The organism is Pseudomonas sp. GW823-FHT02E01 (assembly GCF_058797535.1).
Genome location: NZ_JBXAJS010000001.1, coordinates 423,548 through 447,559, shown reverse-complemented (window position 1 = coordinate 447,559; position 24,012 = coordinate 423,548). Strand labels below are relative to the sequence as shown.

27 protein-coding genes are annotated in these 24,012 nt (G+C 61.0%); 13 read left to right on the top strand and 14 right to left on the bottom strand.

The window, feature by feature from the left end:
- Positions 1-15 precede the first annotated feature (15 nt).
- Complete coding sequence (gene aat, locus AC1RDQ_RS02075; protein ID WP_057714170.1) at positions 16-696, bottom strand: leucyl/phenylalanyl-tRNA--protein transferase; 681 nt, start codon at positions 694-696, stop codon at positions 16-18.
- Positions 697-758: 62 nt separating this feature from the next.
- On the bottom strand, positions 759-1,718 hold the full coding sequence (gene trxB, locus AC1RDQ_RS02070) for a thioredoxin-disulfide reductase (RefSeq protein WP_429521614.1): 960 nt from the start codon (positions 1,716-1,718) through the stop codon (positions 759-761).
- 307 nt (positions 1,719-2,025) lie between these two features.
- Here trxB and AC1RDQ_RS02065 point away from each other — a divergent pair, with 307 nt between their 5' ends.
- The 6 genes from AC1RDQ_RS02065 (at position 2,026) to cysG (ending at position 9,736) form a co-directional block, all read left to right on the top strand.
- Complete coding sequence (locus AC1RDQ_RS02065; RefSeq protein WP_057714172.1) at positions 2,026-4,437, top strand: DNA translocase FtsK; 2,412 nt, start codon at positions 2,026-2,028, stop codon at positions 4,435-4,437.
- A 65-nt stretch (positions 4,438-4,502) separates the two neighbouring features.
- On the top strand, positions 4,503-5,126 hold the full coding sequence (gene lolA / locus AC1RDQ_RS02060) for an outer membrane lipoprotein periplasmic chaperone LolA (protein ID WP_008049385.1): 624 nt from the start codon (positions 4,503-4,505) through the stop codon (positions 5,124-5,126).
- A gap of 221 nt (positions 5,127-5,347) precedes the next feature.
- Positions 5,348-6,670 (top strand): replication-associated recombination protein A, encoded by a 1,323-nt coding sequence (locus AC1RDQ_RS02055; protein ID WP_090456609.1) that lies wholly within the window; start codon positions 5,348-5,350, stop codon positions 6,668-6,670.
- The gene (gene crcB / locus AC1RDQ_RS02050) at positions 6,670-7,044 is read left to right on the top strand and encodes a fluoride efflux transporter CrcB (RefSeq protein WP_057714174.1); all 375 of its coding nucleotides are present in this window, start codon (positions 6,670-6,672) and stop codon (positions 7,042-7,044) included. Before AC1RDQ_RS02055 ends, crcB begins: the two co-directional genes overlap by 1 nt.
- A 16-nt stretch (positions 7,045-7,060) precedes the next feature.
- Positions 7,061-8,341, top strand: coding sequence for a serine--tRNA ligase (gene serS / locus AC1RDQ_RS02045; protein ID WP_057714175.1), 1,281 nt, complete (start codon positions 7,061-7,063; stop codon positions 8,339-8,341).
- Positions 8,342-9,736: a siroheme synthase CysG gene (gene cysG, locus AC1RDQ_RS02040; RefSeq protein WP_090456605.1), complete on the top strand. Its 1,395-nt coding sequence runs from the start codon at positions 8,342-8,344 to the stop codon at positions 9,734-9,736.
- A 114-nt stretch (positions 9,737-9,850) separates the two neighbouring features.
- Here cysG and AC1RDQ_RS02035 read toward each other — a convergent pair whose 3' ends face one another.
- The 9 genes from AC1RDQ_RS02035 to AC1RDQ_RS01995 form a co-directional block, all read right to left on the bottom strand.
- Complete coding sequence (locus AC1RDQ_RS02035; RefSeq protein WP_492586113.1) at positions 9,851-10,852, bottom strand: glutathione S-transferase family protein; 1,002 nt, start codon at positions 10,850-10,852, stop codon at positions 9,851-9,853.
- Positions 10,853-10,943: 91 nt separating this feature from the next.
- Positions 10,944-11,945, bottom strand: coding sequence for a glycosyl transferase family protein (locus AC1RDQ_RS02030; RefSeq protein ID WP_057714178.1), 1,002 nt, complete (start codon positions 11,943-11,945; stop codon positions 10,944-10,946).
- A complete protein-coding gene (locus tag AC1RDQ_RS02025; protein ID WP_057714179.1) occupies positions 11,942-12,277 on the bottom strand; it encodes a TusE/DsrC/DsvC family sulfur relay protein in 336 nt (111 codons plus the stop codon). The genes AC1RDQ_RS02030 and AC1RDQ_RS02025 overlap by 4 nt, the downstream gene beginning before the upstream one ends.
- Positions 12,274-12,567 (bottom strand): sulfurtransferase complex subunit TusB, encoded by a 294-nt coding sequence (gene tusB, locus AC1RDQ_RS02020; RefSeq protein WP_492586112.1) that lies wholly within the window; start codon positions 12,565-12,567, stop codon positions 12,274-12,276. Before tusB ends, AC1RDQ_RS02025 begins: the two co-directional genes overlap by 4 nt.
- Complete coding sequence (tusC, locus tag AC1RDQ_RS02015) at positions 12,567-12,929, bottom strand: sulfurtransferase complex subunit TusC (RefSeq protein ID WP_154861339.1); 363 nt, start codon at positions 12,927-12,929, stop codon at positions 12,567-12,569. The genes tusB and tusC overlap by 1 nt, the downstream gene beginning before the upstream one ends.
- A gap of 1 nt (position 12,930) precedes the next feature.
- Positions 12,931-13,323, bottom strand: a complete 393-nt coding sequence (gene tusD, locus AC1RDQ_RS02010; RefSeq protein WP_150814752.1) for a sulfurtransferase complex subunit TusD — start codon at positions 13,321-13,323, stop codon at positions 12,931-12,933.
- 200 nt (positions 13,324-13,523) lie between these two features.
- Entirely contained in the window at positions 13,524-14,228 is a 705-nt protein-coding gene (locus AC1RDQ_RS02005) for a YoaK family protein (protein WP_492586110.1), read from the bottom strand.
- 25 nt (positions 14,229-14,253) lie between these two features.
- Complete coding sequence (locus AC1RDQ_RS02000; RefSeq protein ID WP_102670523.1) at positions 14,254-14,583, bottom strand: DUF6388 family protein; 330 nt, start codon at positions 14,581-14,583, stop codon at positions 14,254-14,256.
- Positions 14,584-14,602: 19 nt separating this feature from the next.
- Positions 14,603-14,851: a hypothetical protein gene (locus AC1RDQ_RS01995; protein ID WP_008015571.1), complete on the bottom strand. Its 249-nt coding sequence runs from the start codon at positions 14,849-14,851 to the stop codon at positions 14,603-14,605.
- Between the two features lie 148 nt (positions 14,852-14,999).
- Between AC1RDQ_RS01995 and AC1RDQ_RS01990 the strand changes: the two genes are divergently transcribed.
- Positions 15,000-15,350 (top strand): hypothetical protein, encoded by a 351-nt coding sequence (locus AC1RDQ_RS01990; protein WP_492586108.1) that lies wholly within the window; start codon positions 15,000-15,002, stop codon positions 15,348-15,350.
- 133 nt (positions 15,351-15,483) lie between these two features.
- Here the strand turns inward: AC1RDQ_RS01990 and AC1RDQ_RS01985 are convergent, their stop codons facing one another.
- Positions 15,484-15,909 carry a GNAT family N-acetyltransferase gene (locus AC1RDQ_RS01985; protein ID WP_407515614.1) on the bottom strand — a complete coding sequence of 142 codons (426 nt, stop codon included), beginning with the start codon at positions 15,907-15,909 and terminating at the stop codon, positions 15,484-15,486.
- A gap of 146 nt (positions 15,910-16,055) precedes the next feature.
- Here AC1RDQ_RS01985 and AC1RDQ_RS01980 point away from each other — a divergent pair, with 146 nt between their 5' ends.
- A complete protein-coding gene (locus AC1RDQ_RS01980; RefSeq protein ID WP_218496225.1) occupies positions 16,056-16,493 on the top strand; it encodes a hemerythrin domain-containing protein in 438 nt (145 codons plus the stop codon).
- 66 nt (positions 16,494-16,559) lie between these two features.
- Positions 16,560-17,153, top strand: a complete 594-nt coding sequence (locus AC1RDQ_RS01975) for an NUDIX domain-containing protein (protein ID WP_492586106.1) — start codon at positions 16,560-16,562, stop codon at positions 17,151-17,153.
- Between the two features lie 168 nt (positions 17,154-17,321).
- Here the strand turns inward: AC1RDQ_RS01975 and AC1RDQ_RS01970 are convergent, their stop codons facing one another.
- Positions 17,322-17,837, bottom strand: coding sequence for a methylated-DNA--[protein]-cysteine S-methyltransferase (locus AC1RDQ_RS01970; RefSeq protein WP_150814737.1), 516 nt, complete (start codon positions 17,835-17,837; stop codon positions 17,322-17,324).
- A 137-nt stretch (positions 17,838-17,974) separates the two neighbouring features.
- Between AC1RDQ_RS01970 and ggt the strand changes: the two genes are divergently transcribed.
- Together ggt and AC1RDQ_RS01960 are read left to right on the top strand one after the other, a co-directional pair.
- Positions 17,975-19,702: a gamma-glutamyltransferase gene (gene ggt, locus AC1RDQ_RS01965; RefSeq protein ID WP_492586104.1), complete on the top strand. Its 1,728-nt coding sequence runs from the start codon at positions 17,975-17,977 to the stop codon at positions 19,700-19,702.
- Between the two features lie 69 nt (positions 19,703-19,771).
- Positions 19,772-20,305: a cysteine hydrolase family protein gene (locus AC1RDQ_RS01960; protein ID WP_057714191.1), complete on the top strand. Its 534-nt coding sequence runs from the start codon at positions 19,772-19,774 to the stop codon at positions 20,303-20,305.
- Positions 20,306-20,531: 226 nt separating this feature from the next.
- Here AC1RDQ_RS01960 and AC1RDQ_RS01955 read toward each other — a convergent pair whose 3' ends face one another.
- Positions 20,532-21,434, bottom strand: a complete 903-nt coding sequence (locus tag AC1RDQ_RS01955) for a LysR family transcriptional regulator (protein WP_057714192.1) — start codon at positions 21,432-21,434, stop codon at positions 20,532-20,534.
- Between the two features lie 199 nt (positions 21,435-21,633).
- Here AC1RDQ_RS01955 and AC1RDQ_RS01950 point away from each other — a divergent pair, with 199 nt between their 5' ends.
- Positions 21,634-23,133: a purine-cytosine permease family protein gene (locus tag AC1RDQ_RS01950; RefSeq protein ID WP_492586102.1), complete on the top strand. Its 1,500-nt coding sequence runs from the start codon at positions 21,634-21,636 to the stop codon at positions 23,131-23,133.
- Positions 23,130-23,972 (top strand): nitrilase-related carbon-nitrogen hydrolase, encoded by an 843-nt coding sequence (locus tag AC1RDQ_RS01945; protein ID WP_492586100.1) that lies wholly within the window; start codon positions 23,130-23,132, stop codon positions 23,970-23,972. Before AC1RDQ_RS01950 ends, AC1RDQ_RS01945 begins: the two co-directional genes overlap by 4 nt.
- Positions 23,973-24,012 lie beyond the last annotated feature (40 nt).

Genomic DNA, 24,012 nt, shown 5'->3' with positions numbered 1-24,012 from the left:
CTGCGCAAAAGTCGCTCAGCAAACCCAGCTAGCGCGATTGGGCTGGTCCAGATGCCTGGCCAGATAGTTGGCAAATTCATGGCGGGGTATCGCCCGGGCTCCGAGACTGTGCAGGTGATCGGTGGGCATCTGGCAATCGATCAGTACAAAACCCGAGTCTTTCAGATGCCGCACCAGTGTGGCAAAGCCGAATTTCGAGGCGTTGTCAGCGAGGCTGAACATGGACTCGCCGAAAAACAGCTGGCCCATTGCCAGGCCGTAGAGCCCGCCCACCAGTTCGTCCCCGTCCCACACTTCCACCGAGTGCGCGTGGCCACGCCTGTGCAGTTCGATGTAGGCGTCCTGCATGGCCTCGGTGATCCAGGTGCCGTCGGCGTAATCCCGGGGCGCGGCACAGGCGCGGATGACGGCGGCGAAGTCCTGGTCAAAGGTCACTTGATAGCGTTGCTGGCGTAGCAGTTTGTTCAGGCTGCGCGAGACGTGCAATTCGTCGGGAAACAGCACCGTACGCGGGTCCGGAGACCACCAGAGGATTGGCTGGCCCTCGGAAAACCAAGGGAAGCAGCCGTGGCGATAAGCCGAGATCAGCCGATCGGCGGACAGATCACCACCGGCAGCCAGCAGTCCGTTGGGGTCGCGCATGGCCTTTTCCAGTGGAGGGAAATGCAAGGTATTGCGTTGTAACCAAGTCAGCATGGCATCCGGGCTTGCAGAAGGGGAGGGCAGTGGCGGGTGTTGGCCCGCCATAAAGTTTGCCTTCAAACGGTTGGAATGTCGTCCAGGTATTTTTCAGCGTCCAGCGCCGCCATGCAACCGGCACCGGCAGATGTAACGGCCTGGCGATAAACGTGGTCGGCCACGTCACCGGCGGCAAACACACCTGCAATCGCCGTAGCGGTGGCATCGCCTTCGCTGCCACCCTTGACCTGCAGATACCCGTCGCGCATTTCCAGTTGGCCCGTGAACAGGTCGGTGTTGGGTTTGTGGCCGATGGCGATAAACACCCCGGCCAGCGGCAGCTCCCGGGTTTCACCTGTGTGACTGTCCCGCAGGCGGGCACCGGTCACGCCGCTGGCATCGCCGAGCACTTCGTCCAGGTTTTGGTTCCAGTGCAGGCGAACATTGCCGTTGGCGGCCTTTTCAAAGAGTTTGTCCTGGAGGATTTTCTCCGAGCGCAGTTTGTCGCGCCGATGGATCAGGTGCACTTCTTTGGCGATGTTCGACAGGTACAAGGCTTCCTCGACCGCCGTGTTGCCGCCGCCGACCACAGCAACCACTTGATTGCGATAGAAAAATCCATCACAGGTCGCGCACGCCGAAACTCCTTTGCCGGCGAACGCTTCTTCCGACGGCAGGCCCAGGTATTGCGCGGAGGCGCCGGTGGCAATGATCAAGGCGTCGCAGGTGTAGGTGCCGCCATCGCCGATCAGCTCGAACGGTCGTTGTTGCAACTTGGCGGTATGGATGTGGTCGTAAACGATCTCGGTGGCAAAGCGTTCGGCGTGTTTTTGCATGCGATCCATCAGCACCGGTCCGGTCAGGCCTTCAACGTCGCCTGGCCAGTTATCCACTTCGACGGTGGTGGTGAGTTGACCACCTGCCTGGATGCCGGTAATGACAACCGGCTTGAGGTTGGCGCGGGCGGCATAAACTGCCGCGCTGTAACCGGCAGGGCCGGAGCCCAGGATAATCAGGCGGGAATGCTTCGCTTCGCTCATAAAAAACACCTCATAAGCCTTTGTCACCAAAGAGAATGCATGCTCAAATTGAATGGCATGTCATGTGCTGTTGACTATGCTGCATCCAAGGGTCTCAAGCATGGCGTCGTGCGTACAAACCCGTACAATGCCCTGCGTGTTACATATATTCAGTGTGCGCCGTGTTTATAGAAACAGGGGTGCAGTGTTAAAAGTAGTCCCGGTTACACGTGCTAACTTTATTACCTGCCTGGATTGGGCAGTTTTTTCGCGGTTTTTATAGACATTCACCAGATGGACGCGCCATTGGCGCAGGAAAAGAAGCGTTTTGAAGAAATCCACCGCAGCACCCAAACCAGCCGTCGTGCCGCTCTGGCGCCAGCACTTGCACTACCGACTCAAGGAAGGTGCGCTGATCGCCATCGGTGCCTTGTGCCTGTTCCTGATGATGGCCTTGTTGACCTATGGCAAGGACGATCCGGGCTGGAGTCATAACAGCAAGATCGACGATGTACAGAACTTCGGCGGGCCAGCGGGCTCCTACAGCGCCGATATCCTGTTCATGGTGCTGGGTTACTTCGCCTACATCTTTCCGTTGCTGCTGGCCATCAAGGCGTACCAGATCTTCCGCCAGCGTCACGAGCCGTGGCAGTGGAGCGGGTGGCTGTTCTCCTGGCGCCTGATCGGCCTGGTGTTCCTGGTGCTGTCGGGCGCCGCTCTGGCCCATATCCATTTTCATGCCGCGACCGGTCTGCCGGCCGGTGCGGGCGGTGCGCTGGGGGAAAGCCTCGGCGAACTGGCCAGGAACGCCCTGAATATCCAGGGCAGCACGCTGTTGTTCATTGCGTTATTCCTGTTCGGCCTGACTGTGTTTACCGACCTGTCGTGGTTCAAGGTGATGGACATCACCGGCAAGATCACCCTCGACCTGTTCGAACTGTTCCAGGGCGCCGCCAATCGCTGGTGGGCGGCCCGTACCGAGCGCAAACAGCTGGTTGCCCAGTTGCGTGAAGTCGACGACCGTATGGATGAAGTGGTTGCGCCGACCGTCACCGACAAACGCGAGCAGGCCAAGGTCAAGGAGCGCCTGATCGAACGTGAGCAAGCCCTGAGCAAGCACATGTCCGAGCGCGAGAAACAGGTGCCGCCGGTGATTGCGCCCGCGCCGCCAAAGCCCGCCGCACCGAGCAAACGCGTCGAAAAAGAGAAGCAGGCGCCGCTGTTCGTCGACAGCGCCGTGGAAGGCACCTTGCCGCCGATTTCGATTCTCGATCCGGCGGAAAAGAAACAGCTCAATTACTCGCCTGAATCCCTGGCTGCGGTTGGCCACTTGCTGGAAATCAAGCTCAAGGAATTCGGCGTTGAAGTCGCAGTGGATTCGATCCACCCGGGCCCGGTGATCACCCGTTATGAAATCCAGCCGGCGGCCGGGGTAAAAGTCAGCCGAATCTCCAACCTGGCCAAAGACCTGGCCCGTTCCCTGGCCGTGACCAGCGTGCGCGTGGTGGAAGTGATTCCGGGCAAGACCACGGTCGGTATCGAGATTCCCAACGAAGATCGGCAGATCGTGCGTTTCTCCGAGGTGTTGTCGACTCCGGAGTACGACAACTTCAAATCCCCGGTCACCCTGGCCCTGGGCCATGACATCGGCGGCAAGCCGGTCATCACCGACCTTGCGAAAATGCCGCACTTGCTGGTGGCCGGTACCACCGGTTCCGGTAAGTCGGTGGGTGTGAACGCGATGATCCTGTCGATCCTGTTCAAATCTGGCCCGGAAGACGCCAAGCTGATCATGATCGACCCGAAAATGCTGGAACTGTCGATCTACGAAGGCATTCCGCACCTGCTGTGCCCGGTTGTCACCGACATGAAGGACGCCGCCAACGCCCTGCGCTGGAGCGTTGCCGAGATGGAGCGACGCTACAAGTTGATGGCCAAGATGGGGGTGCGAAACCTGTCGGGCTTCAACGCCAAGGTCAAGGAAGCCCAGGACGCCGGCGAGCCGTTGAGCGATCCGCTGTACAAGCGCGAAAGCATCCACGACGAAGCGCCACTGCTGCAGAAGCTGCCGACCATCGTGGTCGTAGTCGACGAATTCGCCGACATGATGATGATCGTCGGCAAGAAGGTTGAAGAACTGATCGCCCGTATCGCGCAAAAGGCTCGTGCGGCCGGTATCCACTTGATCCTTGCGACCCAGCGTCCGTCGGTGGATGTGATCACCGGTCTGATCAAGGCCAACATCCCGACCCGCATGGCGTTCCAGGTATCGAGCAAGATCGACTCGCGGACCATCATCGACCAGGGCGGCGCCGAACAACTGCTGGGCCACGGTGACATGCTCTACATGCCGCCGGGTACCAGCCTGCCGATTCGTGTTCACGGTGCTTTCGTGTCCGACGATGAGGTTCACCGTGTGGTGGAAGCCTGGAAGCTGCGGGGTGCGCCGGAATACAACGACGACATCCTCAATGGCGTCGAAGAGGCGGGCAGCGGCTTTGAAGGCAGCAGCGGTGGCGGCGACGGTGACGATCCCGAGGCCGACGCGCTGTACGACGAAGCGGTCCAGTTCGTGCTGGAAAGCCGTCGTGCCTCCATTTCCGCGGTTCAGCGCAAGCTGAAGATCGGCTACAACCGCGCTGCGCGCATGATCGAAGCCATGGAAATGGCCGGGGTCGTGACGTCCATGAACACCAACGGTTCGCGTGAAGTCCTGGCCCCGGGGCCGGTGCGCGACTGACCCGAGTATGAAAGGGGGGGCGCCTTTGCGCCTCCCGCACTCCCACGAATGTTATGAGGACTCCCATGCGTCTGATCCGCATGCTGTTGCTGCCGGTACTGGCCTTGACCACGCTCCAGGCTAACGCCGATGACAAGGACGTGGCGCGCCTGACCCAACTGCTGGAAAAATCCCAGACCCTGACCGCACGTTTCTCGCAACTGACCCTTGATGGCACAGGCACCCAATTGCAGGAAACCGCCGGCGAGATGTCCCTGCAGCGTCCGGGCCTGTTCTACTGGCACACCGATGCGCCGGCCGAACAGACCATGATCTCCGATGGCAAGAAAGTCACCTTGTGGGACCCGGACCTGGAACAGGCCACCATCAAGAACCTCGACCAGCGCCTGACCCAGACCCCGGCCTTGCTGTTGTCCGGTGACGTGTCCAAGATCAGCCAGAGCTTCGACATCAGTGCCAAGGAAGCCGGCGGCGTGATTGACTTCACCCTGAAGCCGAAAACCAAGGACACCCTGTTCGACAGCCTGCGCCTGTCGTTCCGCAATGGCCTGGTCAATGATATGCAACTGATCGACAGCGTCGGCCAGCGCACCAATATCCTGTTCACCGGGGTGAAGGCGAACGAGCCGATCCCTGCGTCCAAGTTCAAGTTCGACATCCCCAAGGGAGCGGATGTGATCCAGGAATAAACGGCTGATGCAAAACCTGTGGGAGCGAGCTTTTGTGGCGAGGGGGCTTGCCCCCGTTGGGTCGCGAAGCGGCCCTAAAACCTGCTACTGCGGTATATCAGACATGCCGTGTGTAATGGTTTTGCGACTGCTCCGCAGCCGAACGGGGGCAAGCCCCCTCGCCACAGGATGTTTGACAGGCTTGAGTACCACGTAATAACCCGAGGTTTTAAACGTACGTCATGGATCTGTTTCGCAGCACCCCCATCGCCCAGCCCTTGGCCGCCCGCCTGCGTGCGGCCAATCTGGACGAGTACGTCGGTCAGGAACACGTGCTCGCTCGCGGCAAGCCCCTGCGCGAGGCGCTGGAGCAGGGTGCCCTGCATTCGATGATTTTCTGGGGGCCGCCGGGCGTGGGCAAAACCACCCTGGCGCGATTGCTCGCGGAAGTCTCGGACGCGCACTTCGAAACGGTCTCGGCAGTGCTGGCCGGGGTCAAGGAGATCCGTCAGGCGGTGGAAATCGCCAAGCAGCAGGCCGCGCAGTACGGCCGCCGCACCATTCTGTTCGTCGACGAAGTGCATCGATTCAACAAGTCCCAGCAGGATGCGTTCCTGCCCTATGTCGAAGACGGTACGCTGATTTTCATCGGCGCAACCACGGAAAATCCCTCGTTCGAACTCAACAACGCCTTGCTGTCGCGGGCGCGGGTCTATGTGCTGAAAAGCCTCGACGAAGCGGCCCTGCGCAAACTGGTGCACCGCGCGCTGACCGAAGAGCGTGGCCTGGGCAAACGTAACCTGACACTCAGCGACGAAGGCTTCCAGATGCTGCTGTCGGCCGCCGATGGCGATGGTCGGCGCCTGCTCAACCTGCTGGAAAACGCCTCGGACCTGGCGGAAGACAACGGCGAAATCGGCACCGATCTGCTGCAAAGCCTGCTCGGTGACACCCGCCGACGGTTCGACAAGGGCGGCGAAGCGTTCTACGACCAGATTTCCGCACTGCATAAATCGGTGCGCGGCTCCAACCCCGACGGCGCCTTGTACTGGTTCGCACGGATGATCGACGGCGGTTGCGACCCCTTGTACCTGGCCCGGCGCGTGGTGCGCATGGCCAGCGAAGACATCGGCAATGCCGACCCCCGCGCCCTGAGCCTGTGCCTGGCGGCCTGGGAAGTGCAGGAGCGCCTCGGCAGCCCCGAAGGCGAGCTGGCGGTGGCCCAGGCCATCACCTATCTGGCCTGCGCGCCAAAGAGCAACGCGGTGTACATGGGCTTCAAGACGGCATTGCGCGCCGCCGCCGAGCACGGTTCGCTGGAAGTGCCGCTGCACCTGCGCAACGCGCCGACCAAGCTTATGAAACAATTGGGCTACGGCGATGAATACCGTTATGCCCACGATGAGCCGGACGCCTATGCCGCTGGCGAAGACTATTTCCCGGAAGAACTCGACCCGATCCCGTTCTATCAGCCCGTGCCCCGTGGCCTGGAGTTGAAGATCGGCGAAAAACTCAATCACCTGGCGAAACTCGACCGTTTAAGCCCAAGGCAGCGGAGAAAATAGTGCTTCCCTTGATCGTTGCGGTTTCCGTCGGCGGGATGGCCGGCACGTTGTTGCGCTTCGTCACGGGCAACTGGATCAACGCGAATTGGCCTCGGCACTTCTATACCGCGACGCTGGCCGTTAATATCGTGGGCTGTTTGCTGATCGGCGTTCTATACGGTCTGTTTTTGATACGCCCGGAGGTGCCCATCGAGGTGCGTGCCGGGTTGATCGTTGGCTTCCTCGGGGGGCTGACGACTTTTTCATCCTTTTCACTGGATACGGTGCGCCTGCTGGAAAGCGGGCAAGTGCCGCTAGCCCTGGGCTATGCGGCGCTCAGCGTATTCGGCGGGCTGCTTGCCACCTGGGCCGGCCTGTCCTTGACCAAACTTTGATAAACGAGAAACCGACATGCTCGATTCCAAACTGTTACGTAGCAACCTTCAGGACGTAGCGGACCGCCTGGCATCCCGTGGCTATACCCTGGATGTTGCGCGCATCGAAGCGCTGGAAGAACAGCGCAAGACCGTCCAGACCCGCACCGAAGCACTGCAGGCTGAACGTAATGCGCGCTCCAAATCCATCGGTCAGGCCAAGCAGCGCGGCGAAGACATCGCGCCGCTGATGGCGGACGTCGAGCGCATGGCGGGCGAATTGAGCGCGGGTAAAGTCGAACTGGACGCGATCCAGACCGATCTGGACTCGATCCTGCTGGGTATCCCCAACCTGCCGCACGAATCGGTACCGGTCGGCGAAGACGAAGACGGCAACGTCGAAGTGCGCCGCTGGGGCACCCCGACTGCCTTCGATTTCCCGGTTCAGGACCACGTCGCCCTGGGCGAGAAGTTCGGCTGGCTGGACTTCGAAACCGCCGCCAAGCTGTCCGGCGCCCGTTTCGCCCTGCTGCGCGGCCCGATTGCCCGTCTGCACCGCGCCCTGGCGCAGTTCATGATCAACCTGCACGTCACCGAGCACGGCTACGAAGAGGCCTACACGCCTTATCTGGTCCAGGCCCCGGCGCTGCAAGGCACCGGCCAGCTGCCGAAGTTCGAGGAAGACCTGTTCAAGATCGCGCGCGAAGGCGAAGCCGATCTGTACCTGATCCCGACCGCCGAAGTGTCGCTGACCAACATCGTCGCCGGCGAAATCGTCGATTCGAAACTGCTGCCGATCAAGTTCGTCGCCCACACGCCGTGCTTCCGCAGCGAAGCCGGCGCATCGGGCCGCGACACCCGCGGCATGATCCGCCAGCACCAGTTCGACAAGGTTGAAATGGTGCAGATCGTCGAGCCATCGAAATCCATGGAAGCGCTGGAAGGCCTGACCGCCAACGCCGAGAAAGTCCTGCAACTGCTGGAACTGCCTTACCGCACTCTGGCGCTGTGCACCGGCGACATGGGCTTCAGCGCGGTCAAGACCTACGACCTGGAAGTGTGGATCCCGAGCCAGGACAAGTACCGCGAAATCTCGTCGTGCTCCAACTGCGGCGACTTCCAGGCCCGCCGCATGCAAGCGCGTTTCCGCAACCCGGAAACCGGCAAGCCGGAACTGGTACACACCCTGAACGGCTCCGGCCTGGCGGTGGGCCGTACCCTGGTCGCGGTGCTCGAGAACTATCAGCAGGCCGACGGTTCCATCCGTGTACCTGAAGTCCTCAAGCCCTACATGGGTGGCCTTGAGGTCATCGGCTAAATGAACTATCTGCCGCTGTTTCACAACCTTCGCGGCAGTCGTGTGTTGGTCGTCGGCGGGGGGGAGATTGCCTTGCGCAAATCCCGCCTGCTGGCCGATGCCGGTGCGCTGCTGCGGGTGGTTGCACCTGAAATCGAAGCGCAATTGCGCGAACTGGTTGCCGGCAGCGGTGGCGAGTGCCTGTTGCGTGGCTACGCCGAGGCGGATCTGGACGGTTGCGGGCTGATCATTGCCGCCACCGACGATGAAACGCTGAACGCACAAGTCTCCGCCGATGCCCATCGGCGTTGCGTGCCGGTCAACGTGGTGGACGCGCCGGCCCTGTGCAGTGTGATCTTCCCGGCCATCGTCGACCGTTCTCCCTTGATCATTGCAGTGTCCAGCGGCGGCGATGCGCCGGTGCTGGCGCGTTTGATTCGCGCCAAGATCGAAACCTGGATTCCTTCCACCTACGGTCAATTGGCCGGGCTGGCTGCGCGGTTCCGTCATCAGGTCAAAGGCCTGTTTCCGGATGTGCAGCAGCGTCGGGCGTTCTGGGAGGATGTTTTCCAGGGCCCGGTTGCCGATCGGCAACTGGCTGGGCAGGGCGGTGAAGCCGAGCGGTTGCTCCAGGCGAAAATCGATGGTGAGGCGCCAGTGGCGACCGGTGAAGTCTATCTGGTGGGTGCAGGGCCAGGTGATCCCGACCTGCTGACGTTCAAGGCATTGCGTCTGATGCAGCAAGCCGACGTGGTGCTGTACGACCGTTTGGTGGCACCGGCGATTCTCGAACTGTGCCGTCGCGACGCCGAGCGGGTTTACGTCGGCAAGCGCCGATCCGATCACGCGGTGCCGCAGGATCAGATCAACCAGCAATTGGTGGATCTGGCCAAGCAAGGCAAGCGTGTGGTGCGATTGAAGGGCGGCGATCCGTTCATCTTCGGTCGTGGTGGCGAGGAGATCGAAGAACTGGCGGCCCATGGCATCCCGTTCCAGGTCGTGCCGGGGATCACGGCAGCCAGCGGTTGCGCGGCCTATGCCGGGATTCCGCTGACCCACCGCGATTATGCGCAGTCGGTGCGTTTCATCACCGGCCACCTCAAGGACGGCTCCAGCGATTTGCCATGGGCCGATCTGGTCGCCCCGGCGCAAACCCTGGTGTTCTACATGGGGCTGGTGGGCTTGCCGATCATCTGCGAACAGTTGATCAAGCATGGTCGTGCTGCCGATACCCCGGCGGCACTGATCCAGCAGGGCACCACGGTCAACCAGCGGGTGTTTACCGGTACCCTGGCGGACCTGCCACGACTGGTGGCAGAGCATGAAGTGCATGCGCCGACCTTGGTGATCGTGGGTGAAGTGGTGCAACTGCGCGAGAAACTGGCGTGGTTCGAAGGGGCTCAGGGGCAGGTCTGAGACCGAGTTGCCCCATCGCGAGCAAGCTCGCTCCCACAGGGGATTTGTGAACGACACAAATCAATTGTGGGAGCGAGCTTGCTCGCGATGAGGCCTTCAAGTCCTCCGAAAATCTCAGGCCTTGCGCCAAACCCCTTTCCCACTCAACCGCTCCCGATCATGGGCCGCGGTGAAGTCCTGGGCTGGGCCTTTCGGCACCACACCCGTCGGGTTGATGGTGCGGTGGCTGGCGTAGTAGTGATTCTTGATGTGTTCAAAATCCACCGTCTCGGCAATCCCCGGCCACTGGTAAATCTCCCGCAGCCAGTTCGACAGGTTCGGATAATCCGCAATCCGCCGCAGGTTGCACTTGAAGTGCCCGTAGTACACCGCGTCGAAGCGAATCAGCGTGGTGAACAGGCGGATGTCCGCTTCGGTCAGGTACTCGCCCGCCAGATAGCGGTTGGCGCCCAGCAGCAGCTCCAGTCGGTCCAGCTCGGCAAACACATCATCGAAGGCTTGTTCATAAGCCTGTTGCGACGTGGCAAACCCGGCGCGGTACACGCCATTGTTCACCGCCGGGTAAATCCGCTCGTTCAACGCATCGATTTCTCCCCGCAGCGGCGCCGGGTAGAAGTCCAGGTCGTTACCGGTCAGATCGTCGAAGGCGCCATTGAACATGCGGATGATTTCCGATGATTCATTGTTGACGATGCGCTTTTGCTGTTTGTCCCACAGCACCGGCACGGTGACGCGACCGGTGTAGTCGGCGGTGTCGGCGGTGTAGCGCTGGTGCATGAATTCGAAATGGTCGAGCTTGTCGCCGGTCGACCCCAGGTGCTGGTCGAAGGTCCAGCCGTTTTCCAGCATCAACCAACTGACCACCGAAACGTCGATCAGGTTTTCGAGGCCTTTGAGTTTGCGCAGGATCAGTGTGCGATGGGCCCACGGACAGGCCAGGGACACGTACAGGTGATAGCGCCCGGGTTCGGCCGCGAAACCGCCGATGCCGGTCGGTCCCGGCTTGCCGTCAGCGGTCAGCCAGTTGCGACGCTGCGCCTGTTCGCGCTGGAACGCGCCGTCCTTGCTGCTTTCGTACCACTTGTCCTGCCAGCGGCCATCCACTAACAAACCCATGTTCAAGACTCCCGAAACCCATAATCGATGGAGTCGAGTCTATTCCGATGAGTTCGAACAAAAAGCGCAAAGATCGGGCGCGAATGATCGATTAAATCGATTTGTCCCGCGCAGCCCAGTATTTTTCAGCGGTTTCGAAGGCCTGTTCGCGGGTCTGGCCGAGGCCACGCAGGGCCAAGGCCATGGTCGAGATCAGGGCCATTTGCGGGTAGCTGTCGACCACGTCGCCACGCCAGACCGCTTTCAAATGCTCAGGATCAAGCGAGGCAGGTTTGACGTGACGCTGCGCCGACAACTGCGGCCATTCCTCGTCCCAGCTCTCGCCCCCGGTGGTGCCGTACAGGTGACTGTCGGCGTCCGGGTTGATCTCGATCTCGCCGCCATCGCCCTTGATCACAATGGCGGTATCACCGAGCAATCCACTGGCGTCGCGATGCACGGCCTGATAACCCGGGTGGAAAATGCTCTGCAGGCCACAACGGGCGCCCAGTGGGTTGAGGATCCGCGCCAGCGAGTGGATCGGCGAGCGCAGGCCCAGGGTGTTGCGCAGATCGATCATGCGTTGCAGCTGTGGCGCCCAGTCCATCAATGGCATGAAGGCCAGGCCGCCGTTATCCAGCGCCGAACCCACCTGTTGCCAGTTACGGCACAACGGGATGTTCAATTCGCCCAGCAGTTGCTCGCTGTACAAGCGTCCGGCCGTGTGGGCGCCGCCGCCGTGCATGAAAATCCGCACGCCGTTTTGCGCCAGGCACTTGGCCGCCAGCAGATACCACGGCAAGTGCCGCTTCTTGCCGGCATAGGTCGGCCAATCCAGATCCACTGCCATTGCCGGAGGATTCAGGCGTTCGCGCAATGCCTCGGTGAAACCCGCCATCTCCTCGAAGCTTTCTTCCTTGTGCCGCAACAGCATCAGGAAGGCGCCGAGCTGGGTTTCCTCGACCTTTTCATCGAGCACCATGCCCATGGCTTCGCGGGCCTCGACCCGGGTCAGGTCACGGGCGCCGCGCTTGCCTTTGCCAAGGATCCGTACGAACTGGGCGAACGGGTGCTCGGCGGGCGTTTCGAGTGTCAGTGCTGGGTAATCGGTCATAAGCAATTCGTCGGTTTGGGCAGGCCCGCCAGTTTCGCGGCGAGTTTGGCGGGAGTGCCTTTGAACAGTCGGTTTAGGTGCAGGCTGTTGCCTTTTTCCGGACCGAGTTTCAGGGCGGTGTACTTGATCAACGGGCGGGTGGCCGGTGACAGCTGGAATTCGGCGTAGAAACTGCGCAGCAGTTCGAGGACTTCCCAGTGTTCGGGCGTCAACTCGATGTCTTCGGCAGCCGCCAGGGCACTGGCCACATCGGCGGACCAGTCACTCAGTTCGACCAGGAAACCGTCCTTGTCCAGTTCGATGGCGCGGGGGCCGACCGTCAATGCCTTCATAGCCAACTGTTGACCTTGTCGTAGTGAATCGACAGCTCGACGAAGGCCGGGTAATCGATGGCACTGGCCCAGTCTGGAACCGCAAGCGCACGGGCCCGGGCATCTTCGGCCAGCACGAACAGCTTCAGGCCACGTGCGCTGAGCGCAGTGAACGGCGCGGTGCCTGGTTGCAACGCATAGGCGGCATCACCGGACAACAGCAACCCGTCGTTGGCGCCGATCACGCGCAGGCAACTGGTCAGGCGTTCGTCGCCGAACGGGGAATGAGACAACACATGCAAAGTCGACATCAGAGGGTGATCACCTGGTCGTAACGGTCAATGAGGGCGGTGATTTCGTGGGCGGCCAATACCTGGGCTTCTTCCAGCGACAGGCCGCTGGGGTCCAGGCCACGCTGGGTGATACTGTCGCCACAGGCAAACAGTTCCTCGACACCGAACATCGGCAGGGCTTGCAGGTTGGCGCTCAGGTCTTTCTGTTGCAGGGCCTTGGCGTTCTGACCGGCGGCCAGCTGGAACACGCCGTCATCGAGAAACAACAGGCCGATCGGCAGATCGAAAGCGCCCCCGGCCAGCACGATATCCAGCGCTTCCCGCGCGCCTGGGCCGGACCATGGCGACTGGCGGCTGATGATCAATATGGATTTGGCCATGTCATGCGCCTCCGAAACAGATCAGACGGTCGGCATCCTGCGCCGCGTCATGCAATTGGCCGAGGCCGGACAATTCCCACGGTGCGCCGACGGCTACAGCCTCACGCTGATAGCGCCTGGCTTCTTCCTCGTTCAACACGCCACGACGCAGCGCGGCGGCGATGCACACCACGCCATCGAGTTGATGGTCACCGACAAAGGCACGCCATTGCTTGGGCAGGTCCAGTTCATCCTGGGGCGTGACCACGCTGGCGGACGCGTTGTAGACGCCGTCCTGATAGAAAAACAGCCGGACAATCTCGTGCCCACCGGCCAGCGCGGCCTGGGCGAACAGCAGGGCGCGGCGCGAGGAGGGCGCATGGGCGGCGGAAAATACGGCGATGGCGAACTTCATGACGGACTCGATCAGCGAAACTGCCGCCATGATAATGCTTTATCGGCGGGGCGGCTAAAGTGATGTTGTCTGGGCGGGCCTCATCGCGAGCAAGCTCGCTCCCACAAGGGATTTGCGTCGGACACAAAATCAGCAACCACCACAGGTCCACTGTGGGAGCGAGCTTGCTCGCGATGAGGCCCGCCCAGTCAACACCAGACTCAGCGCGGCATATACCCCAACTGCCAACGCCGCGGGATCTTCAACGACAACACCCCGAGCCCGGCAGCCAGCAGGCCACTGGCAAACAACGCCTTGAGCCCCAGGTGATGTTCCAGCACGGCACCGAGTACCGCGCCGGCGAACATGCCGGTCCAGGGGATCAACTGCACCCGCCAGCCGCTACGGCGCTCGCCGAGCATCCAGCGGCCCAGCCCGCGGCCGAAACGCGACAGGGCACCGGTAACGTAGGTCAGGCCCACCGGCAGGCCATTCACTTCTTCCACCGCGGCGTTGAGCATGCCCATGGCGATGATCGCCGCCAGCAGGGCTGGCAGTTGCTCGTCATACGACCAGGCCGCGGCGGCGCACAGCAGGCCGGCAATGCACAGTAACAAGGGCAGGGTCCGGCGCCTGCCAAGGCGGCTGACGATAATGCCCAGCGCGTTGCCGACGATGAAGGTGGCGATGAGGATCACCAGGCGCAGGGTCAACCCAAGGTCGCCAGTACTGATGGCGACCGCCATCCGGGTGGTATTGCCGCTCATGAACGAGACGAAGTCGCCGCTGGCCATGAAACCGATGGCGTCGGTCATGCCGGCGAGTACCGAGAGCATGGCCACCAGGCTCAAGCCTATGCGCCCGCGCCATTTCTGTGTGTGCAAATGACCTGGGCTGGCGTGGGTCCTGGCGGTGTTGGGCAGCATCGGCGATGGCCTCCATGAACAGTGTTTACGGTTTTATCCCATTCAACTCGCAATATTCCAGCCAGTCCATGCCGGCCATTTCCGCCACTTCCCGGTGCACTTCAAGGCGCTGCGCTTCGTAGTCCCGGGGCGTGGCGGCAGTTAACTGCAACGTCAGTTCCCAGGCGAACAACTGCTGGCGTTCAGCTTCAGCTTCAAATGCTTCGTGCAGCCGTTCTTCGCGATACTGTGCCGCCGTTTCACCCTTGGCCTGGGCCAACAGCGGGTTGAGGTGGTCGAGTTCTTCGCGCAACTCGGGGCGCGCATCAAGAAACCGCTTCAGTGCCTGCTCATGTTGCTGCTCGGTTGCCGCCATGGTCGCTCCTTGGATGGGATTACGAAGACTGCTTCTTACTGGCCTTGGCCGCTGCCGCCAGACATTCGAGGGCAAACTGTTCGGTGTAGGTCATCTGGATCGGCGTGGTTTCGCCTTTGACGGTTCTTTCGCCGTCGAGGATGTAGCGAATCCGCTTGTCGGTGACGCCGATTCGCTTGGCAATCCAGGAAGGCGTCTGACCGATCTGGCTGATCAGCTTGTCGGCATATTCAGTGCTCGGTTTGTAGAACTCGGCATTAGGTGTCATCAGGGTTCCAGTCATGGGTGCGATGGGGCGTTATTGGCGCGACAGGGTGCGCGAATCGTTGCGCGCTGTCGCGGTATAAATGCAGTAAAGCAGAACGATACGGCCCGCCGGGGTGATAAAGTCCGCTTTTTCCTGATGAGTGAATGCAATGCGAATTCTGATGGTGGCGCTGGCCGTGACGTTGCTGGTCGGATGCGCCGGCTCGGCGATGAACGACGCCCGCACCAAGGCCCCGTACAAGACCCTGAACTCGGAAAAACCGGGCAAAGACGTCGCCCAGTGCGTGCAGTTTTCCTGGCAGGACGAGGCCGTGTTCGGCGTCGATGCCGCTGCCTATCTGCAACCAAGGGAGAAGGGCGGAACGACCGTTTACACCCGTTCGGCGGAGTCTTTCGTCGACGTGACCACCGACGCCTCGGGCACGGTGTTGAGCTACTACGCACAGAAGGACGATTTCGTGGCCAAGCGCCGCTTGGCGGCGTTGGCGACTTGCCTCTGATTTGACGCTGTACCCCCTGTAGGAGCGAGCTTGCTCGCGATGGTCATCAACGAAAACGCTGGATGCCTGACACCCCGCGGCGTTCCGGTTTTTTTCGCGAGCAGGCTCGCTCCTACAGGGGGGGCGGTATGGATCAGTAGCTCAAGCGTTTCTGGAAGAAGAAGTGCTTGTGGCCCGGCGGGTAATCGGCAATGTGCCCGATCTCGCTGTAGCCGCATTTCTTGTAGAACCCAGGTGCCTGGAATTCGAAGGTGTCGAGCCACAGCCCGACGCAGCGCCGTTCCCGCGCCAGGTCTTCGGCCATCTGCATCAGTTTCGAACCCAGGCCCTGTCCCCGGGCCTGTTCCGGCACCACCAGCAAGTCGATGTACAGCCACTGGTAAAACAATCGGCCATGCAGGCCGCCGAGGATCTCGTCGTTGTCGTCGCGCACCAGCAAGGCGATGTGCTCGGGCACGTTGCCTTCGGCTTTCGAGCTGTTGTACGCGCGCAATGGCTTGAGGATGGCCTGGCGTTGTTCTTCCGTGGGGTTTTGCGACAGTTCGATACGCAGGTTCATGGCTATATCCTTATGGCAGTGAAACCGCAGCCTAGCGTGGTCGCCGCGAATGTTCCATCGGCACAAAGCAGGTGGAACCGTCGCCTGCGCGCAGATGTCACTCATTAGTACGCGTCATTCCAGAGTGCGACCGATGAGGACACGCCGTGAATATTTTCGAAGCCCTGCGCGAAAGCCATGAACGCCAACGTACTTACGCCAAAGCCCTGATCCACACCAGCGGCGACAGCCCCGAACGCGTCGAGGCCTACAAACAACTCAAGTCAGAACTGCAAGCTCACGCCACGGCCGAAGAGCGGCATTTCTACATCCCGTTGATGGAGCTCGACAACGGTGTCGACCTCAGCCGTCATGGCATCGCCGAACATCACGAAATGGACGAAATGATGGAGGAACTGGACGACACCGAGATGTCCAGCCCGGCCTGGCTGGTGACCGCGAAGAAACTCTCGGAGAAAGTGCATCATCACCTCGAGGAAGAAGAGCAGAAGTTCTTCCAGATGGCTGGCAAGCTGCTCAACGACAAACAGAAAGAGTCATTGGCCGGACAATACGAGAAGGAGTACAAGGCGCAGCTTGCCTGAGGGGGCAAAGGCTGTGCGTTTTCACTTAACATGTGGACCCTCAGACAAATAACAGGACGCGTTGTCATGTCGAACACAGCCGAGCGGGTCAACATCCTTGAGTCTCAGGTGTTGTCCCACGACTGGTACCTGCTCAAGAAAATCACCTTCGATTACCAACGCAACAACGGCGAGTGGCAACGCCAGGTCCGGGAGGTCTACGACCGTGGCAATGGCGCGGCGATTCTCCTGTACAACCGCGAAAAGAAAACCGTGGTACTGACCCGGCAATTTCGCCTGCCGGTATTCGTCAACGGTCACGATGGGCTGTTGATCGAAGTCGCGGCGGGGTTGCTGGAAGGCGCGGCACCTGAAGACCGCATCCGCGATGAAGCGGAGGAGGAGACGGGTTACCGCGTGCACCATGTGCAGAAGGTGTTCGAGGCGTACATGAGCCCCGGTTCGGTGACGGAAAAACTGCACTTCTTCATTGCCGAATACGACGCGAAGTCAAAAGTCAGTGACGGTGGCGGGCTGGAGGCGGAAACCGAAGAGCTGGAAGTGCTGGAGTGGAGGTTCGAGGACGCGCTCGAAGCGTTTTACCGTGGCGAAATCTGCGACGCCAAGACCATCATGCTGTTGCAGTATGCGGCGATGAAAAACCTCTTCGCCCCAACCTGATCCTGTGGTGGAAGGGCTTTTGTGGCGAGGGGGCTTGCCCCCGTTCGGCTGCGAAGCAGTCGTCATCGCGGAGCGTGCGAACGTCCAGAATAAAAGTACAAATGCTTTTGGGACCGCTGCGCAGTCCAACGGGGGCAAGCCCCCTCGCCACAAAGATGCAGTGCGTCCCTAAAACAAATCATCCATGCGACTGGCGCCTGACCACTCGCAGCCCTCCAGGGTCAGCAACAACGCCTTCGCCTCAAGCCCACCGGCAAACCCGGTGAGCTTGCCTGACGCGCCAATCACCCGATGACAGGGCGCCACGATCGAAATCGGGTTCTTGCCATTCGCCGCACCCACCGCCCTGACTGCCGCCGGGTTGCCGATCTGTTCGGCGATCTGGCTGTAGCTGCGGGTCTCGCCGAACGGGATGGTCAGCAGCGCCGCCCAGACCTTCTTCTGAAATTCCGTGCCGGCAAAATCCAGATCCAGTTCGAAGCGATCGCGGGTGCCGGAAAAATATTCGTGTAGCTGCGCAGCCGTACGCACCAGGATCGGATTGTCCGGCGCTTCGCTCATCGGTCCCAGGCACACCCGCCCGGGTTTGTCGTTTTCCCAGAGGATGGCCGCCAGTCGTGAACCGTTCGCGACCAGCTTCAACTGGCCCACGGGGGAGGCCACGGTGGTGCAGGTATAGGTCATGCAAGGGCTCGCGCAAAATTGCTGAACAGGCGTTAAGGATACTGCCTCGGCGGGGAGGCGCAATACGTAATCCCGACCATACTTGCCTACTGCTTTCGAAACGTTCCCCCTGTTTAATAACAAGAAGAGACCGACTCATGAAGTACGAACCTTTTGCCAAATCGCTGATTGCGACCTCCTTGGCGCTCAGCTGCCTGACCGCCCATGCCGCCTCCGTGGCCCCGGCTACCGGGGAAAACGGCATGGTGGTCACGGCCCAGCACCTGGCCAGCCATGTGGGCGTGGATGTGCTCAAGAACGGCGGCAATGCCGTGGATGCGGCGGTCGCGGTCGGCTATGCGCTGGCAGTGGTGTACCCCGCGGCAGGCAACCTTGGCGGCGGTGGTTTCATGACCATTCAACTGGCGGACGGGCGCAAGACCTTCCTCGACTTCCGTGAAAAAGCCCCGCTGGCCGCAACCGCCAACATGTACCTGGACAAGGAGGGCAATGTCGTCCCCGATCTGAGTACCCGTGGCCACCTGGCCGTGGGTGTGCCGGGCACGGTATCGGGCATGGAACTGGCGCTGTCCAAGTACGGCACCAAGCCGCGCAAGGAAATCATCGCCCCGGCCATCAAGCTGGCCGAAGACGGTTTCGTGCTGGAGCAGGGGGATGTCGATCTGCTGGATTACGCCACCGACATGTTCAAGAAGGACATCAAGGATTCCGGCTCGATCTTCTTGAGTAACGGCGAGCCGATGCAGGTCGGCCAGAAACTGGTGCAAAAGGACCTGAGCAAAACCTTGCGGGAGATCTCCGAGAAAGGCGCCGACGGTTTCTATAAAGGCTGGGTGGCCGACGCCATCGTCACCTCCAGTCAGGCCAACAAGGGCATCATCACCCAGGCCGACCTCGACAAATACAAGACCCGTGAACTGGCGCCCATCGAGTGCGACTACCGTGGCTATCACGTGGTTTCCGCACCGCCACCGAGCTCCGGCGGCGTGGTGATCTGCGAGATCATGAACATCCTCGAAGGCTACCCGATGAAGGAACTGGGCTACCACTCGGCCCAGGGCATGCACTATCAGATCGAGGCAATGCGCCATGCCTATGTGGACCGCAACAGTTACCTGGGCGACCCGGATTTCGTGAAGAACCCGATTGCCCATCTGCTGGATAAAAACTACGCGACCAAGCTGCGCGAGGCGATCAAACCACAAAAAGCCGCGGTATCCAGTGAACTCAAGCCCGGCGTAGCGCCCCATGAAGGCAGCAACACCACCCATTACTCCATCGTCGACAAGTGGGGCAACGCGGTGTCGGTGACCTACACCCTCAACGACTGGTTCGGTGCCGGCGTGATGGCGAGCAAGACCGGGGTCATCCTCAACGATGAAATGGACGACTTCACCTCGAAGATCGGCGTACCGAACATGTACGGCCTGGTGCAGGGCGAGGCCAACGCCATCGCGCCCGGCAAGGCGCCGCTGTCGTCCATGAGCCCGACCATCGTCACCAAGGACGGCAAAGTGGTGATGGTGGTCGGCACTCCGGGCGGCAGCCGCATCATCACCGCGACATTGCTGACCATGCTCAACGTGATCGACTACGGCATGAACATCCAGGAAGCGGTGGATGCACCGCGTTTCCACCAGCAGTGGCTGCCGGAGGAAACCAACCTGGAAACCTTCACCACCAGCCCGGACACGGTGAAAATCCTCGAGAGCTGGGGCCACAAGTTCGCCGGTCCCCAGGATGCCAACCACCTGGCGGCGATCCTGGTCGGCGCGCCATCCCTGGGTGGCAAACCGGTAGGCAATAACCGTTTCTACGGGGCGAACGACCCACGGCGTAACACCGGGTTGTCGCTGGGTTATTGAGGGTTGTGTCCGGAGGGGGACGGGCTTATGTTCGTCTCCTGACCCCTCGACATATCAAGGAAGGAAATCATGACCACTGCGTTGTTAATCATCGACGTCCAACAGGCTTTGTGTTCCGGGGAGTACGAGTGCTTCGAGATTGGACGGGTCATCAACACTATCAATGACCTGTCTGCCCGGGCGCGCAAGGCCGGCGTTCCGGTGGTGCTGATCCAGCATGAAGAAGCGGGCAGTCCGCTGGCGCATGACGCTGCCGGTTGGCAACTGGCGGAAGGGCTGCAAACCTCGCCAAAGGACCACCGCGTGCGCAAGACCACCGGGGATTCGTTTTATCAGACCAACCTGCAACAGTTGGTGCCGGTACAGGACTTCGAACGCTTGGTCATCTGCGGCCTGCAGACCGACTATTGCGTCAACGCCACCGTGCGCCAGGCCCTGAAGCTGGGCTACGACGTGGTGTTGGCGGCAGACGCACATTCCACCGTCGACAACGGCAACCTGACCGCCGAAGACATCATTTCCGAGCACAACAAGGACCTGGCGCACCTGACCGGTTCCGTGGCGCGGATCGACGTGGTTCCGGCCAAGGATATCCACTTCTGAAACCACCGCATTTCCCCTGTGGGAGCGAGCTTGCTCGCGATGACGTCATTACAGCCAGCATTGATGTCGGCTGAACCTCCGCTATCGCGAGCAAGCTCGCTCCCACAGTGATTTCGGTTGCTGGCAGATGTTGCGTACACCCACCACCCCCTGTGGGAGCGAGCTTGCTCGCGATGGCGTCATTACAGCCAGCATCGGGTTGACTGACCCACCGCTCCCACAGGACCTACACCGCTCCGAAAATCTCGATCAGCTCGTTCAGGAACGCACTCACCAGGTCCCGCTGCCGCGCCGAATGCCGCACCGCCGCATGAAAACTTACCTCATAGCGCAGCAGATCCGGGTTCAGCGGGTGCAACTGCCCCAGCTGTTCATGCCGGGTCGCGTAGTGCTGCGGCAGAAACCCCAGGTGCTGGCCAGACAGAATCAGCAGGGCCGCGCCGTCCATGCTGTCGGTGAGCACGGTCAGGCGTTCGATGGAGGTGGGGGCCGGCATTTCCGGCAACGGATGGCTCGGCCAGACCCAGTCAAACCCGCTGACATCTTCCCGGGTCAGCGCGCCAACCTGGTCGAACAGTGGATGCGATGGCGCGCAGTAGGCAATCTGGGTTTCCGGGAACAGCGGGAAATAATCGATGCTGGGCAAGCGGTGCCAGAAGTAACCGATGGCCAGGTCGATATGGCCATTGATGATTTTTTCTTCCAGCAGCGACGACGACAGCTCGGTGAAGTGGAAGTACAGCCCCTCGTGCCGCGCCCGCAAACGGGCAATGGCCTGGCCGATTTTCCTGTTCGCCACCGGGTCGATTTGCCCTAGCAAACCGATGTTGATGCTGCCCGAGACTTTGCGGTTGATGTGTTGCACTTCCACCCGGAAACCCTCGGCAGCCGCCAGCAGGCGTCGGGCCGCCTCGATGAATTGAGTACCTTTGGGCGTCACGGAAAACCCGCCGCGCCCACGCTCGCACAGGCGGAAACCGACCCGCGCTTCCAGCGTTGCCAGTTGCGCGCTGATCGTGGGTTGCGTGGTGTTGAGAGCGGTTTGTGCCGCCGAGATGCCGCCCGCTTCGACGACGGTCAGAAATACCCGGATCAGACGCAGATCCAGCTCCGTTACAGTTCCCAGCATGGGGGCTCCCGATTCTCGCTTACATAGGTGCTGATCTATGTGAACAGTGTGCCTGCGATATTTTACTGCCAGAACTCACGCCCTACATTGCCGTGAAACCAGCGTCATCGTCAGCTTTTTCCGGAGTTTCACCTGATCTGGACGTCGTAGCGAGCGCTGTACCCACAAAAACAACAAACAACAGCATAGGAACAATCGTATGTCAGGTTCCCCAGTGTCTGCGCACGCCACCGAGGCGGGCGGCGGGTTGGCCATCGAAGGCCACTCCATCGATTACATTCCGGAAAACGAACGTCACGCCAAACTCAGCAGCCAGGGCCCATTCTGGTTCCTCGGCAATTTCCACTTCTTCACCATCTCCATCGGCTTTGTTGGCCCGAGTCTCGGCTTGTCGGCGCTGTGGACCATGCTCGCCGGTGCCCTGGGCATCATGTTCGGCACCATTTTCATGGCGTTCCACGGCTCCCAGGGCCCGGAAATGGGCCTGCCGCAGATGATCCAGTCCCGTGCGCAGTTCGGTTATCGCGGGGTGATCCTGGCGTTGATGGCGACGATGTTTGTGTTCGTGGGTTTCAACGTGGTGAACATCTCGCTGATCATGAACGGCCTTGAACATGTGTTCGGCATCGACCCGACCATCGTCGCCGTGGCCGTGGTGCTGATCGGCGCACTGTTGTCGATCTACGGCCACGACCTGATGCACAAGGCCTTCAAGTGGGCCTTGCTGGCGACCTTGCCGCTGTACGCACTGGTGACCATCGCCCTGATGTTCGGCGCAGGTTCCGAAGGCGTCACCCCGGCAACCAACCTGGGCTTCAACTGGGTGGCCTTCGCCACGTTGTTCGCCATCGGTGCCAGCTACAACATTTCCTATGCACCCTACGTGTCCGACTATTCCCGTTACCTGCCGAAAAACACCAGCCGGACGAAACTGATTGCGGCGGTGTTCATCGGCGCCTCGTTGTCGGGCAGCTGGATGATCGGCCTCGGTGCCTGGCTGGCGCAGCAATTGAAAGCGGCGGATGCGCTGGTGGCGTTGAATCAGGTCGGCTCGTCGATGATTCCAGGGCTGGGCAATCTGCTGGTGATCGTTTCGGTGGCGGGCTTCCTGCCGATCATCGCGCTCAACACCTACAGCGCCATGCTGACGCTGCTGACCGGCGTCGACTCGATCAAAAAAATCACCCCGACACCCCGCGCCCGTGTGCTGTCGATCAGTGTGATCAGCGTCATCCTGTTGACCTGCGTGCTGTCGATCAAAGGTGACGGCATCGCTCTGCTGAACACCTTCCTGGTGTTGCTGCTGTACTTCCTCGTGCCGTGGACCGCCGTCAACCTGGTGGACTACTTCTTCGTGCGCAAGGGCCGTTATGCGATCCCGCATTTCTTCACGCCAAAAGGCATCTACGGCGCCTGGCAATTTCGCGGCATCGTTTCGTACCTGATCGGCTTCGCCGCGATGGTGCCGTTCTTCTACATCTTCAACGCAGCGGCCAACAAGGAAGTGTTCGTTGGTCCGTTGGCGCGGATGCTTGAAGGCGTGGACATCGCCTGGCTGGTGGGGCTTGTGGTGTCGGGGCTGACCTACTACCTGCTCAGTCGCTCGATTGATCTGGCCGCCGAACGCCGGGTGATCGACGCGCTGAGCGAAAGCGACATCGTCGCCATGACCCATTCATCTGCGGAGACAGTGCGTTGAACAACGCTAAAAACACAGTGGTCGCCTGCTGCCAACTGGCACCGAAAATAGGCGACCTGGCCTACAACCGCACGCTCACCGAACGCGCGATTCGCCAGGCAGCCTTTCAGGGCGCGCAAGTCGTCGTGCTGCCCGAACTGGTGCAGAGCGGCTATCTGTTTGCCGACCGCTTTGAGGCGCTGGGCCTGGCGGAAACCGTTGATGGTCCGACCTTGCAACTGTGGCAGGCCCTGGCCCGTGAGTTGAACCTGGTGATCGTCGGCGGCTTCTGCGAGCGCCTGCCCGCTGATGAATTGGCCAACAGCGCGGCGATGATCGACGCCAACGGCCTGCGCGCGGTGTACCGCAAGGCGCATCTGTGGGATGCCGAGAAGGACATCTTCACGGCCGGCGATGCGCCACCGCCGGTGGTCGAAACGCTGCTTGGACGGCTCGGTATGCTGATTTGCTACGACCTGGAGTTCCCCGAGTGGGTGCGTCTTGCGGCGCTGGCCGGGGCCGAACTGTTGTGCGCGCCGGTCAATTGGCCCGACGGTCCGCGGCCGCAAACCGAGCGCCCGGCCGAAGTGCTGCGGGTGCAGGCCAATGCCTCGGTCAACCGCATGTTCATCGCCGCCTGCGATCGCTATGGCCATGAGCGTGGAGTCGCTTGGGTCCAGGGCTCGGTCATCGTCGATGCCGACGGCTACCCGTTGGCCGGGCCGGCGGAGCAGGGTGGCGAGCAGATGTTGCTGGCCACGCTGAACCTCGCCGAGGCGCGCAACAAACGCATCAGCGCCCGCAATGACCTGCATCAGGACCGCAGGCCACAGCTGTACGGGTTGCACAGCACTTTGTAACCGATGATGTCATTGCGTGCTGGACGCTCGTCACGGGCCT